Here is a 12,662-nt window from a genome sequence, read left to right as displayed (position 1 = left end):
CGAACTATGCGCGTGATCGCCCTGGGCCGGCCCCGGGATGACCGACGCGGGCTCGCGGGGGGTGGGTGTTCGGTGCGGCTCGTGCGGGGCGAGCCGCGGGGTGTGGTCCCGGGTCCGGAGATCCGGGGGTCGGGGTCAGGCGGTGCCGGCGACTCGGCCACCCCCGTGGGCGCGTCCGCCATGTGCGGCGTTGGCCAGCGGGAGGGCCATGGCGCCCGCCGCGGCGGTCAGCACGCCACCGATCCACGAGACCCACGAAGCGCCGGACAGGTCGCTGTAGCCCATCACCCACGGGGAGATGAACAGCAGCGCGCCCAGCGCGATCTGGAACCACTCGCCGTAGACCATGCCGGGGTTGGCGAGCGATGCGAGGCCGTCGACGGCGATCAGCGCGCCGAGCACGATCATCGTCCACATGGCCCCCGCGGTGGTCTCCACCACCAGGGGCGAGAGCAGCACCAAGGCGCCGACGACGACCTCGGCCCAGTCCTGCCACCTGCTCCACGCCTTTGCCATGACCTGTACCTCCGTCCTCATCGTTCGGACACCTCCGATGCTCCGCTTGGTTGGCCGCCCGGTCAAGGTCGACCGATCGGACGGTTCGCCAGTGCGGTGCCTCACAGCGCCCGTTCTGAATCGGTTACTGGTGGGTAACCTCCGGCCACTCGCGTGGACCCCCAGATCCCGCCACCCCGACCATCCCGAAGCCCCCTTGGGAGGGAACGCCGTGCAGAAGATCCTCGACGCGATCCTCGCGGACGAATTGGACGCGATCGGATCGCTGGACGTACCGGACAGCTACCGGGGCGTGACGGTGCACGCCGACGAGACCGAGATGTTCGAGGGCCTGGCCACCAAGGACAAGGACCCGCGCAAGTCGCTGCACGTCGACGAGATCGCGACACCCGAGCTCGGCCCCGGCGAGGCGCTGGTGGCCGTGATGGCGAGCGCCATCAACTACAACACGGTGTGGACCTCGATCTTCGAGCCGCTGTCCACGTTCGGTTTCCTCAAGAAGTACGGCGGCCGGCACGACCAGCCGTTCCACGTCGTCGGCTCCGACCTGGCGGGCGTCGTGCTGCGCACCGGCCCCGGCGTGAACGCGTGGAAGCCCGGTGACCGGGTCGTCGCGCACTGCCTGGACGTGCAACTGGAGCACCCGGACGGGCACGGCGACACCATGCTCGACCCTGAGCAGCGGATCTGGGGCTTCGAGACCAACTACGGCGGTCTGGCCGAGATCGCGCTGGTCAAGGCCAACCAGCTGATGCCGATGCCCGCCCACCTGACGTGGGAGGAGGCGGCGTCACCCGGTCTGGTGAACTCCACCGCCTACCGGCAGCTCGTGTCGACCAACGGCGCGAACATGAAGCAGGGCGACACCGTGCTGATCTGGGGCGCGTCGGGCGGCCTCGGCTCCTACGCGACGCAGTTCGCGCTGAACGGCGGCGCGACCCCGGTGTGCGTGGTGTCGTCCCCGGAGAAGGCGGCCATCTGCCGCAAGATGGGCGCGGAGCTGATCATCGACCGGACCGCCGAGGACTACCGGTTCTGGAAGGACGAGCACGAGCAGGACCCGCGCGAGTGGAAGCGGCTCGGCGCGAAGATCCGCGAGCTGACCGGCGGCGACGACCCGGACATCGTGTTCGAGCACCCCGGCCGGGAGACGTTCGGCGCGTCGGTCTACGTGGCCAAGCGCGGCGGCACGATCGTGACGTGCGCGTCCACCAGCGGGTTCATGCACCAGTACGACAACCGCTACCTGTGGATGCACCTCAAGCGGATCATCGGCTCGCACTTCGCGAACTACCGGGAGGCCTGGGAGGCCAACCGGTTGATCGCCAAGGGGAAGATCCACCCCACACTGTCCAAGGTGTACTCGTTGGAGGACACCGGTCAGGCGACGTACGACGTGCACCGCAACGCCCACCAGGGCAAGGTCGGCGTGCTGGCGCTGGCGCCGGAGGAGGGCCTCGGCGTCCGCGACCACGAGCTGCGCGCCGCGCACCTGACCGAAATCAACCGTTTCCGGGGCGTCTAAAGCGAAATCACTCCCGATGTGCGGCGCTCGGGTGACCGCCGCACATCGGGAGCGGGTAGCGTGAGCGCCATGGGCCTCGCCGACGACCGTGACCTCGTCCCCCTGGGATCCGGCTTCGACATCGTCAAGCGCGGGTACGACCGCGCCCAGGTCGAGGACCACCTGGAACGCCTGGACTCCGACCTGCGGCTGCTCGCGGCCGACCGGGACGCGGCGGTCTCGCAGACCAACGACCTGGCCCGGCAGCTGGAGGCGGCCCGGTCGGAGATCGCGGAGCTGCGCGGCCAGGTGGAGCGGCTGTCGCTGCCGCCCACGACGTTGGAGGGCCTGAGCGAGCGGTTGCAGCGGATGCTGCGCCTGGCGCAGGACGAGGCGAACGAGATCAAGGCGCGCGCCGAGGCCGAGGGCGGGCACATCCGCGCCAAGGCCGAGGCCGACGCGGGGGTGCTGCGCACCCGCTACGAGAACCTGATCGCGGAGCTCGACCAGCGGCGTGCCGAGATGGAGGCCGAGCACCGAGGCGTGCTGGAGACGGCGCGCGCCGAGGCCGAGCGGGTCGTGGGCGAGGCGCGTGCCGAGGCCGCCCGGTTGGACGAGGAGTCGCTCCAGCGCCGGACCACGGTCGAGGAGGACTTCGAGATCGCGATGGCGGCACGCCGGGTCGAGTCGATGAAGACGCTGGCCGAGCAGGAGGCGTCGTCGAAGGCCGAGGCCGACCGCCGGGTGCGCGAGGCGGCCGAGGAAGCCGCCCGCGTCCGCGCCCAGATCTCGCAGGAGCAGGCCGCGTCGAACGCCGAGGCGCAGAGGCTGGTGCGCGAGGCGACCGAAGAGGCCAACCGCCGCCGGCACGACTCGATCAGCGAGGCGACGGCCCGCGTGCAGGAGGCGACCGACGAGGCGAACCGCCGGGTGCGCGAGGCGACGGAGGAAGCGAACCGCCGCGTCACGCAGGCCACCCAGAAGGTGGACGCCCTCAGGCAGCTCCGCAACCGCCTGTCCCAGCAGCTGCACGCGGTCAGCTCCGCCCTGCACGACGTGACCCCCCTGCTGGACCCGCTGGAGGAGGAGCGCCCGAAGCCTCCCGCCCAGCCCCAGTCCTCCCAGCCCCAGCCCGCGCAGGCCCAGCAGTCCCCGGCCACCGGCTCCACCCCGGCCGCCAAGCCCGCCACTCCCCCTGCGGACTCCACGCCTGCCGCCCAGCCTCCGGCGTCCTCCCCGCACGCCCAACCGGTCGCCGCTGACGCCACCCCCGTCGACACCGCGTCACCGACCGACGCCACGTCATCCACCGACGGCCGCCCGGCCTCATCCACCGACGGCCGCCCCGCGGAAGCCCCGACCCAGAAGATCGCCCGCCCGAACCCGAAGGCCCAGGCAGCCAAGCGCTGACCGCGCGGGAGCCCTACCTCCACGTCCCGCGTGTCCTACGTCCAGAACGCGCGTGTCCTACGTCCAGGACACCCGAGTTGAACGCTCAGGACGCGGTCACACCCCGGTCCGCCGTCGCCAGTCGAGGACGGCCGAGGCGAACGCGGCCGGCGCCTCCAACGGCGTCAGGTGACCGACGCCCGGCAGCTCGACGTACTCACCGCGACGCAGGACTCCCGCCAACTCCCGGGCCGACGCGGGCGGCGTGAGGGCGTCGTGCTCCCCCACCAGCACCAACGCCGGCACGTCCACCTCCGCCAGCACGCCGGTCGAGTCCGGTCGCGCGGCCATCGCCCGCTGCGCCCACACCACCTCCGCCGGGTCCTGGTCGAGGATCAGCTCCCGCACCCGGGCGACCACGGCCTCGTCCGCCGCCGGCCCGAGCAGGCCCCCGAGAACGGTGTCCGGCACCCAGCCGACGCCGTCCGCCTGGACGCGGGCGGCCATCGCCAGCCGGTTCGCGCGCGCCTCGTCGGTGTCCGCACCGGCCCGCGTGTCGGCCAGCACCAGCCCGGCCACCCGGGACGGGTCACGCCGCAGCACGGCCATCGCCGCGTACCCGCCCATGGAGCACCCGCCGAGCACCGCCCGCTCGATCCCCCGCTCGTCGAGCAACCGCAGCACGTCGTCCGCAACAGCCACCAGATCGGGTGAACGACCGCCGCCCCGCTGATCAGGCGTGATCGGTTCCAGCAGGTCACGGACCCCGTCCCACATGCGCGAGTCGAACGGGAAGGCGTGCAGCAGCACGAGCGGCGAAGAATCCACACCCGGAATTGTCAGACCCCCCGGCTACCTTCCTGCCATGACCCCCACCCCGGAACCGGCCGAGCTGCGCACCGACCGCCTCCTGCTCAGGCGCGTCGGCCCGGGCGACGTGCGCGCGGCCATCGCCGTGCTGTCCGATCCGGAGACCAACCGCTTCAACCCGTCGGGCCCACCGTCGGCGGAGCAGGCGGCGAAGATGTTGGCCGAGTGGCAGGCCCACTGGGCGCACGACGGCATCGGGTACTGGGCGGTGGAGCTGCCGGAGACGGGGGAGGTCATCGGGTTCGGCGGCCTGCGCCACCACGAGGTGGACGGTGAGCGGGTGCTCAACCTGTTCTACCGGTTCCGCCCCCGGCACTGGGGTCGCGGCTACGCCTCGGAGATGGCGCGCGCGGCCGTCGACTGGGCGGGTCGGGCCCGGCCGGACCGCCCGGTGGCGATCATCACCGATCCCGACAACACGCCCTCCCAGCGCGTCGCGGAGAAGCTGGGCTTCGCGCACGTGGGCGACAGCAGGACGCCCGAGGGTCCGGTGCTGGTCTGGCGGCGTCAGGAGGTCGCGATGACCACGTGATGCTGCTCGTGGGGGCCGGACCAGGTGCGCGGCAACGGCGTGGGCACCTCGGGCACGACCGCGGCCACGATGGCGTCCAGCACCTCTTCGGTGTGCCCGACCATGAGGTGCTTGGCGCCGGGGAAGTCGATGACGTCCGCGGTCGGGATGTCCGCGCCGAACCGCTGCCGGGCCTGCGCCGGTGGCAGGTAGGTGTCGAACTCGGGCACAAGGCACACCACCGGTTTGCCCGCGCGCGCCCAGGCACGCAGGTGCTCGGTCCTGCTCCACCGCAGAGGAGGTGAGATCAACACGGTGCCCTCGACCAGCGGGTCGCACCCGTGCATCAGGGCGAGGTCCGTGCCGAACGACCAGCCCACGAGCCACACCGAGGGCAACCCGCGCTCGGCCGTGAACGCCAGGGCCGCGGCCACGTCCAGCCGCTCGCCCACGGCGTGGTCGAACGCGCCCTCGCTGCACCCGGCCGCACTGGCCGTACCGCGCGTGTTGAACCGCAACACCGCCAGGTCGGCCAACGCGGGCAGCCGCCACGCCGCCTTGCGGTAGAGGTGGGAGTCCATCATCCCGCCGTGGGTCGGCAGGGGGTGCAGCAGCACCACCGTGGCGCGAGGCTCCCGTTCAGCCGGCAGGGCCAGCTCACCGACCAGGGCAAGCCCGTCCTCGGTCTGGAGCGTCACCGCCTCCCGGCGTGCCGGGAGCACGGTGTTGGCCTTGATCAGCACTTCGCCGTCCTCCGCACCCACAGCACCATCGTGCCACCACAGCGAGCGACCAAGACGGCCGCGCGGCGCAGCCAACGCAGGTCGCACGCCCGGCGATCCGACAGCGAGTCCTGGCCCCCGGGTTCCCTGGCTGCCGGGCGCGGCTGGAGTCGGGTCGATCCGAATCCGGTGCGTACGGACGGTTACCAGCGGCGCGAGGTGGGGCCTCGCCTGGTGCGTGACGTCCAGCAGCCCTGGTGCCAGTGGCGGCGGTCTTCCACGGAGCCGTAGTCCGCGGCGGGCCAGGCTACGACGTGGGGTGTGCCGGGGCGGATCTCGTGGTCGCAACCAGGGCAGCGGTAGGTCTTGGTGGTCGCGGCACCGGAGACGGTGCGAACCAGCCACTCGCCGTCCTGAGCGCTCTCGGCGCGTGCCCAACCGTGCCCACCGATGGGTGAGGGCTCGGCCGGGCGTTGCGGGCGGTTACGGCGTGGCACGAGAAACGAGGGTATCCGGGCTCGCCCCGGGTGACCGCCCACGGTCCACTGGGTGAGCGGGTGCCAGCAGGTCGTGGCGACCGCGCCCCCTCGGTGACCGAGATGGGCGTGACACTGCCGCCGGACTGCTGTCCGCACCCCGACGGCGAACGTTTCACCTGATGAGGGTGCCCTTGCTGGTGCTCGCACCGCCCCGCCGGGGAGAATGGCGGACGTGCCCACTTACGAGTTCCGTTGCAAGGCGTGCGGGTCGACCTTCGACGTCAAGCGGTCGATGGACGAAGCCTCCGCGCCCGCGCCGTGCCCGAACGGCCACGACGACACCGTGAAGCTGCTCTCCATGGCCGGTCTGAGCGGCAAGGCCAACGCCCCGGCCGGCGGCGGTGGCGGCGGGTGCTGCGGCGGCGGTTGCTGCAGCTGACCCCCACCACCCACGACGCCACCCGCCAGCACCCGTACTAGGTCGGCGGGACGGTCACCGGCGGGGATCACCGATGGGACGGTCACCGGCGGAGTAGTCGCCGGTGGGGCGGTCAGTTGGCCGGTTCCTTGGCCAGGAGCGTCTCGGCCACCTTCTTGCCCTGGTCGCAGATCGCGCCGTAGCGGGCCGAGCCGTCGATCACGATGATCCCCAGGCCGCCACCGGCGTAGTCCATCACCAGCACGCACGACGGCTGCACGGACGTGTCCGTGGTCCGGTCGAAGTAGGTGACCTTCCGGTCCGCCAGGTCGAACTCGCCGTTGCTCTGCTCCAGCGTGATCGACCGCCCGGCGCGGAACCGGAGGGTCACGCCCACGTCCAGCGACCCGACCGACGTCTGCCACTTGCACGACTGGTCGAACGACTTGTCGTACCCGGTGTCGGTCGGCTTCGCGCCCTTGTCCGGCACGTCGTACGGCAGGTCCTTCCACCCGATCAACGAGCAGATGTCGCCCACGTCCGCGTTCGGCTCACCGGAAGGGTCGGCAGAGGGGTCGGCGGAGGGGTCCCCGGACTCCGACGGTGCGGGCTGCGCCGACGTGAACGGCGGGTCGACGTCGAGCACCTGTTCCGCCACCGGGGTGCCGTTGACCGTGTACGCGCAGGCGCTCGTCAGACCGAACGCCGCCACCAGGAGCGAGATCACCACACGCCGCATGGGCACCACGATGCCAAACGCCGGATCCCGCCGGTGCATCAGCCCGCACAACGTGCCCGTCGGACCCGCCGAACGCGCCCCGCCGGGCACACCCGCCGCCCGACCGTCAGGCCGCGTAGTCGCGGAAGCCCTTGCCGGTCTTGCGACCGAGCCGACCGGCCTTCACCAGGTGCTCCAGCAGCGGCGCGGGTGAGAAGCCCGCCTCGCGGAACTCCAGGTAGAGGGTCCGCTCGATGGCCAGCGACACGTCCAGCCCCACCACGTCCAGCAGCTCGAACGGCCCCATCGGCAGCGAGCAGCCGACCTTCATCGCGTTGTCGATGTCGTCGGCCGACGCGTAGTGCGCCTCCAGCATCTTCACCGCGTCGTTGAGGTACGGGAACAGCAGCGCGTTGACGATGAACCCGGCCCGGTCGCCGCAGTGCACCGGCACCTTGCCCAGGTCGAGGCACACGCGCCGGGCCGTGGCCACGACGTCCGCCGACGTCGAGATCGTCTCGACGACCTCCACCAGCTTCATCACCTGCGCCGGGTTGAAGAAGTGCAGGCCGACGACGTCACCGGGCCGCTCGGAGGCGGCGGCGCACTCGATCACCGGCAGCGAGGACGTCGTGGTGGCCAGCACCGCGCCGGGCTTGCACACCTCGTCCAACGCCTCGAACACGGCCTTCTTGACCGACAGCTCCTCGGCCACCGCCTCGACGACCAGGTCGCAGTCGGCCAGGTCCGAGAACTCCACCGCGGGCGTGACGCGGGCCAGCGCGGCGTCCCGGTCCTCCGCCGACAGCCTGCCCCGCGAGACCGCCTTCTCCAACGACTTGCGCACCTTGGCCACCGCGCCGTCCGCCTTCTCCGCCGAACGCGCCCGCAGCACCACGTCGTACCCGCGCTTGGCGAACACCTCGACGATGCCGGTCGCCATGGTCCCGGTGCCGATCACCCCGACCCGCTGGACCTCGCGCGCCGGCACGCCCTCCTCCGACGCGACCGGCGTGTGCACGTCCGGCACGACGACCGGCGAGTCCGGCCCGTCGTAGGTGTAGAAGCCGCGCCCGCTCTTGCGACCCAGCAGCCCGGCCGTGATCATCTGCTTGAGCAGCGGCGCCGGGGCGTGCAGGCGGTTGCGCGACTGGTGGTACATCGTGTCCAGGATCTCGTACGCCGTGTCCAGCCCGATCAGGTCGAGCAGCGCCAGCGGACCCATCGGGTAGCCGCAGCCGTACCGCATGGCCGCGTCGAGGTCTTCCCGCGTCGCGTAACGGGACTCGTACATCCGCACCGCGTGGTTGAGGTAGCCGAACAGCAGCGCGTTGGCGATGAACCCGGCCCGGTCACCGATGACGACCGGCGTCTTGCCCAGCCCTTCCGCGAACGCGACCACGTCGGTCACCACGTCCGGCTCGGTGACGACCGTGCGGATCACCTCGACCAGCTTCAGCACCGGCGTCGGGTTGAAGAAGTGCAGGCCGACGACCTTGCCCGGACGTCCGGTGTGGACGCCGATCTCGGTGATCGACAGGGACGAGGTGTTGGACGCGAAGACGACGTCCGGCCCGCAGATCCGGTCCAGCTCCGCGAACACGGCCGCCTTCAGCTCGATCCGCTCCGGCACGGCCTCGACGACCAGGTCGACCCCGGCCAGCGCGTCCAGCGAGGTGGCGTACGAGATGCGGCCCAGCGTGGCGTCCCGCTCGTCCGCCGACAGCTTGCCGCCCGCCACCGCGCGGTCCGTCGAGTGCTCCAGGTGACCGCGTCCCCGCGCGAGGCCCGCCTCGTCCACGTCCACCGCCACCACAGTGATGCCGGTCCGGGCGAGGACTTCGGCGATACCGGCGCCCATCGTGCCGAGACCGACGACTCCGACCGTGCTGAACTGGCGCGTCACTGCTTACCTCCCACTCGACGGAGTGGCTACCGAACGGTAACTTGCCGCGACTATCCCACGGCCGTCACGCATCGTTCGCGTGAGCTTCACCATCCGTATCGAGCAAGTGATCGTTCCAGGTCCGGCTACTCGCCGAACCGGCGCGACGCCAGTTCTTCCACCCTCCGCACGGCTTCCGCCGCGTCCGCACCGGTCGCCACCACCTCGATCCGCGCGCCGCCCGGGGCACCCAGGCCCATCAGCGCCAGCACGCTCTTCGCGTCCGCCTCCTCCTCACCGAACCGCACCACCACCGAGGCGGCCAACGAGTCCAACGCCCGCACGACCATCGCCGCCGGCCGCGCGTGCAGCCCGACGGAGTTGGTCAACTCGACCTCCGTCCGCACCGCGTCCCCCACGGCGGCCACGCCCGTCCCCTCGGACACCGCACCGGAGAACACCGCCGCCGCGGCCGAGGCGGCCGACGCCACCGCCGCCAACCCCGCCCCGCCCTGCGCCCGCACCGCCGCCGCCACCGCGCCCTCGACCAACGGCGCGTCCACGACGACCACGGACCCCTCCGCCTCCTCGGCGGCCATGTCAGCGACCATCCGCGCGCTGCCGAGGTCGAACAGCACGACCACACCCGACCCGGAATCGGCCCGCGCGATGGCTTCACCGACCGCCAGGTAGTCCGTGCCCAACCCTCCCGACCCGTCGCCACCGGACGGCACGATCGTCACCGACGGCGCCATCTGCCCGGCCAGCTCGGCCACGCCCGACGCCAGCTGCGCGCTGTGCGACACCACGACGAGCCCGATCACCGCGCACGTCCCGCCAGCGTCCGCAGCACCAGCGCCGTCGAACGCGCGCCCGGGTCGAGGTGCCCGATGCTGCGTTCGACCAGGTAGGACGCACGGCCCTTGAGCGCCATCATCGGCACGGTCGAGTCCGCGCCCATCTCGGCCGCGTCGGCCGCCGCCCCCAGCACCTCCGCCACCCCGCCACCGGTGACCGCCACGGACTCCGCGGCCGCCACGGCGGGCGTGAGGGCGTCCACCATCGTCTTGTCCCCCAACGCGGCCTTGCCCCGCGTCACCACCCCGTCCAGCGCCGCCCGCAACGCCGCCGCGACCGCCGGGCCGTCCACCTCCGCCACGTCCCCGACCGCCGTGGCGGCGCGCAGGAACGCCGTCCCGTACAGCGGGCCGGCCGCGCCGCCGACCGTCGAGATCAACGTCGTCGCCACCAACCGGAGCACCCCGCCGGGCGACGCCGGCACGTCGGCATCCAGTTTGGACACCAGAGCGGTGAAGCCGCGGGCCAGGTTCTCGCCGTGGTCGCCGTCACCGATCTCCCGGTCCAGCCTGATCAGCTCCTCGCGGTGCTCGACGACGACCGCCGCCACCGCCCGCATCGCCTCCGCGACGTCCTGCGCCGTGCACGCCATCAGACGCCCCACCGCAGCGCCGGGGTGTGCACGGGCGCGTCCCACAGCTGAAGCATCTCGTCGTCCAGCTTGAGCAGGGTCAGGCTCATGCCCTGCATCTCCAGGCTCGTGACGTACGGGCCGACCAGCCGCCGTTCCACCGTGATCCCCCGTTCCGCGAGGAGTCGTTCCGCGATGCCGTGCGCCAAGTACAACTCGATCAACGGCGTGCCGCCCATCGAGTTGGTGAACAGCAGCACCCGGTCGCCCTCACCGAACGGCAGGTCCTCCAGGACCGGGTCCAGCAGCGCCCGCACCATCTCGTCGGCCGACCCCACCGGCACCCGCCGACGACCCGGCTCGCCGTGGATGCCGATCCCCAGCTCCATCTCGTCGTCCGCGAGCGTGAACGACGGCTCCCCCGCGTGCGGCACCGTGCAGGCCGTCAACGCCAACCCCATCGACCGCACCTGCGCGACGACCCGCCGCGCCAACGCCTCGCACCCGTCGAGGTCGACCCCGCGTTCCGCCGCGGCACCGACGATCTTCTCCAACAGCACCGTCCCACCCACACCGCGCCGACCGGCCGTGTAGAGCGAGTCCTTGACCGCCACGTCGTCGTCGATCACGACCATCCGCACGTCCACGCCCTCGACGAGCTCGCCGGCGGTCTCGAAGTTCAGCACGTCACCGGTGTAGTTCTTCACGATCAGCAACGTGCCCGCGCCACCGTCCACCCGGCTCACCGCCGCCGCCACCTGATCAGGGGTCGGTGACGTGAACACCGGGCCGGGGCAGGCCGCGTCGAGCATCCCCCGCCCGACGAACCCGCCGTGCAACGGCTCGTGCCCCGAACCCCCGCCCGAGACCAGGGCCACCTTCCGCGGCACCGGCGCGTCCACCCGCGCCACGACCGCCGGCTCGTACTGGACGTCCACCAGGTCGGCGTGCGCGAGCGCCATGCCGCGCAACGCGTCCACCACCACGGTCGCCGGATCGTTGATGATCTTCTTCACGGGTGACCTCCCGATCGACGCTGATCACCTCATTACTACTCCACCCGGAGCCACCCGGAAAGCGGAAGCTACGGTGAGGCAACCCTAAGAACACCAGGTCAGTAGCGGAGGAACCACGGAGTGTCGAACATCAGGACCGCAGCCCTGCTCGTAGCCGCCCTCACCCTCGCGGCGTGCGGCCAGACCGACACGCCCAGCGACAAACCCGCGGTGGCGCAGGGCGGTGCGGAGTTCGGGCAGGCGGGCGAGAAGAGCGCCGGGTTCGGCACCGACGCCAAGCCCGGCCAGTTCCCCCGCACGATCAAGCACGCCATGGGCGAGACCGTCGTCGAGAAGCGGCCGGAACGCGTCGTCGTCCTCGACGGCGGCGAGCTGGACAACGTCGTCGCGCTGGGCATCAAGCCGGTCGGCGTCGCCTACCCCGACGGTGCGCCCACGATGCCGACCTACATCGGTGACAAGGCCGGCAGCCCGGAGAACGTCGGCGGCACCACCAGCCTCAACCTGGAGACGATCGCCAAGCTCCAGCCGGACCTGATCATCGGCTCGCAGCTGCGCGCCGAGCAGCAGTACCCGAAGCTGTCGGAGATCGCGCCGACCGTCTTCGCCGTCCGCCCCGGCTACACGTGGAAGGAGAACTTCCGCCTCAACGCCGCGGCCCTGGACAAGTCCGCCGAAGCCGAGAAGCTGATCTCCGACTACGAGGCCCACGCCAAGCAGGTCGGTGAGGACATCGAGAGCAGGACGGGCAAGCGCCCGACCATCACCATGCTCCGCTTCATGCCGGGCAAGACCAGGCTCTACGCCAAGAAGTCGTTCATCGGCACGATCCTCATCGACGCCGGTCTGCCCCAACCCCCGGCCAGCCAGGTGGACGACCTGGCCGTCGAGGTGAGCACCGAGCAGATCACCCAGGCGGACGCCGACTGGATCCTCATCGGAACCTACGGAAACCAGACCAAGACCGCTCAGGACCAAGTCCTGGGCGGACCGCTCTGGCAGACGCTCAACGCCGTCAAGGCGGGCCACGCCAAGCCCGTGAGCGACGAGACCTGGTTCCTCGGTCTGGGCGTCCTGGCCGCCGAAGAAGTCCTCACCGACCTGACCAAAACCATCACCTCTTAACCCCCACCCCAACGCCCCCGCACCACCCCACCAAGGCCCGATTTGACATGGGTTCGGGTGCCTTAGGCTGGACGAAGCCG

General features: G+C 71.6%; 14 protein-coding genes. 5 read left to right on the top strand and 9 right to left on the bottom strand.

Annotation, left to right across the window (positions count from 1 at the left end):
• Positions 1–135: 135 nt before the first annotated feature.
• Entirely contained in the window at positions 136–537 is a 402-nt protein-coding gene (locus AB0G02_RS17890) for an SPW repeat protein (protein ID WP_360795257.1), read from the bottom strand.
• A 190-nt stretch (positions 538–727) separates the two neighbouring features.
• Here AB0G02_RS17890 and ccrA point away from each other — a divergent pair, with 190 nt between their 5' ends.
• Together ccrA and AB0G02_RS17880 are read left to right on the top strand one after the other, a co-directional pair.
• Positions 728–2,041: a crotonyl-CoA carboxylase/reductase gene (gene ccrA, locus AB0G02_RS17885; RefSeq protein WP_360795254.1), complete on the top strand. Its 1,314-nt coding sequence runs from the start codon at positions 728–730 to the stop codon at positions 2,039–2,041.
• 69 nt (positions 2,042–2,110) lie between these two features.
• Entirely contained in the window at positions 2,111–3,430 is a 1,320-nt protein-coding gene (locus tag AB0G02_RS17880; RefSeq protein ID WP_360795251.1) for a chromosome segregation protein, read from the top strand.
• A 96-nt stretch (positions 3,431–3,526) separates the two neighbouring features.
• On the opposite strand, the gene AB0G02_RS17875 is transcribed toward AB0G02_RS17880, so the two are convergent.
• Positions 3,527–4,237 (bottom strand): alpha/beta hydrolase, encoded by a 711-nt coding sequence (locus tag AB0G02_RS17875; protein WP_360795248.1) that lies wholly within the window; start codon positions 4,235–4,237, stop codon positions 3,527–3,529.
• A gap of 37 nt (positions 4,238–4,274) precedes the next feature.
• Here AB0G02_RS17875 and AB0G02_RS17870 point away from each other — a divergent pair, with 37 nt between their 5' ends.
• Positions 4,275–4,811 carry a GNAT family N-acetyltransferase gene (locus AB0G02_RS17870; RefSeq protein ID WP_360795245.1) on the top strand — a complete coding sequence of 179 codons (537 nt, stop codon included), beginning with the start codon at positions 4,275–4,277 and terminating at the stop codon, positions 4,809–4,811.
• Here AB0G02_RS17870 and AB0G02_RS17865 read toward each other — a convergent pair.
• Together AB0G02_RS17865 and AB0G02_RS17860 are read right to left on the bottom strand one after the other, a co-directional pair.
• Positions 4,787–5,554: an alpha/beta hydrolase gene (locus AB0G02_RS17865; RefSeq protein ID WP_360795242.1), complete on the bottom strand. Its 768-nt coding sequence runs from the start codon at positions 5,552–5,554 to the stop codon at positions 4,787–4,789. The two genes, AB0G02_RS17870 and AB0G02_RS17865, sit on opposite strands and share 25 nt — an antisense overlap.
• A gap of 161 nt (positions 5,555–5,715) precedes the next feature.
• Positions 5,716–6,009 carry a hypothetical protein gene (locus tag AB0G02_RS17860; RefSeq protein WP_360795239.1) on the bottom strand — a complete coding sequence of 98 codons (294 nt, stop codon included), beginning with the start codon at positions 6,007–6,009 and terminating at the stop codon, positions 5,716–5,718.
• Between the two features lie 214 nt (positions 6,010–6,223).
• Here AB0G02_RS17860 and AB0G02_RS17855 point away from each other — a divergent pair, with 214 nt between their 5' ends.
• Positions 6,224–6,430 carry a zinc ribbon domain-containing protein gene (locus AB0G02_RS17855; protein WP_360795236.1) on the top strand — a complete coding sequence of 69 codons (207 nt, stop codon included), beginning with the start codon at positions 6,224–6,226 and terminating at the stop codon, positions 6,428–6,430.
• A 112-nt stretch (positions 6,431–6,542) separates the two neighbouring features.
• On the opposite strand, the gene AB0G02_RS17850 is transcribed toward AB0G02_RS17855, so the two are convergent.
• The 5 genes from AB0G02_RS17850 to dhaK form a co-directional block, all read right to left on the bottom strand.
• On the bottom strand, positions 6,543–7,148 hold the full coding sequence (locus tag AB0G02_RS17850; RefSeq protein WP_360795233.1) for a DUF3558 family protein: 606 nt from the start codon (positions 7,146–7,148) through the stop codon (positions 6,543–6,545).
• Positions 7,149–7,254: 106 nt separating this feature from the next.
• Entirely contained in the window at positions 7,255–9,033 is a 1,779-nt protein-coding gene (locus AB0G02_RS17845; RefSeq protein WP_360795230.1) for a 3-hydroxybutyryl-CoA dehydrogenase, read from the bottom strand.
• A 125-nt stretch (positions 9,034–9,158) separates the two neighbouring features.
• A complete protein-coding gene (gene dhaM, locus AB0G02_RS17840) occupies positions 9,159–9,836 on the bottom strand; it encodes a dihydroxyacetone kinase phosphoryl donor subunit DhaM (RefSeq protein ID WP_360795227.1) in 678 nt (225 codons plus the stop codon).
• Positions 9,833–10,462 (bottom strand): dihydroxyacetone kinase subunit DhaL, encoded by a 630-nt coding sequence (dhaL, locus tag AB0G02_RS17835; RefSeq protein ID WP_360795224.1) that lies wholly within the window; start codon positions 10,460–10,462, stop codon positions 9,833–9,835. The genes dhaM and dhaL overlap by 4 nt, the downstream gene beginning before the upstream one ends.
• Positions 10,462–11,457 carry a dihydroxyacetone kinase subunit DhaK gene (gene dhaK, locus AB0G02_RS17830; RefSeq protein WP_360795221.1) on the bottom strand — a complete coding sequence of 332 codons (996 nt, stop codon included), beginning with the start codon at positions 11,455–11,457 and terminating at the stop codon, positions 10,462–10,464. Before dhaK ends, dhaL begins: the two co-directional genes overlap by 1 nt.
• A 120-nt stretch (positions 11,458–11,577) precedes the next feature.
• On the opposite strand from dhaK, the gene AB0G02_RS17825 reads away from it, so the two are divergent.
• Positions 11,578–12,582: an iron-siderophore ABC transporter substrate-binding protein gene (locus tag AB0G02_RS17825; protein WP_360795218.1), complete on the top strand. Its 1,005-nt coding sequence runs from the start codon at positions 11,578–11,580 to the stop codon at positions 12,580–12,582.
• Positions 12,583–12,662 lie beyond the last annotated feature (80 nt).

The organism is Actinosynnema sp. NPDC023658 (assembly GCF_040639995.1).
In the GTDB taxonomy this organism is placed as follows: Bacteria; Actinomycetota; Actinomycetes; order Mycobacteriales; family Pseudonocardiaceae; genus Actinosynnema.
The sequence above is the reverse complement of the archived record's forward strand: the minus strand, read 5'-3'. Positions and strand labels throughout refer to the sequence as shown.

Excerpts from the sequence above, each read along its gene's own strand:
- AB0G02_RS17880 (WP_360795251.1), top strand. The coding sequence starts at position 2,111 with ATGGGCCTCGCCGACGACCGTGACCTCGTCCCCCTGGGATCCGGCTTC.
- AB0G02_RS17890 (WP_360795257.1), bottom strand. The coding sequence starts at position 537 with ATGAGGACGGAGGTACAGGTCATGGCAAAGGCGTGGAGCAGGTGGCAG.
- AB0G02_RS17850 (WP_360795233.1), bottom strand. The coding sequence starts at position 7,148 with ATGCGGCGTGTGGTGATCTCGCTCCTGGTGGCGGCGTTCGGTCTGACG.
- AB0G02_RS17870 (WP_360795245.1), top strand. The coding sequence starts at position 4,275 with ATGACCCCCACCCCGGAACCGGCCGAGCTGCGCACCGACCGCCTCCTG.
- dhaL (WP_360795224.1), bottom strand. The coding sequence starts at position 10,462 with ATGGCGTGCACGGCGCAGGACGTCGCGGAGGCGATGCGGGCGGTGGCG.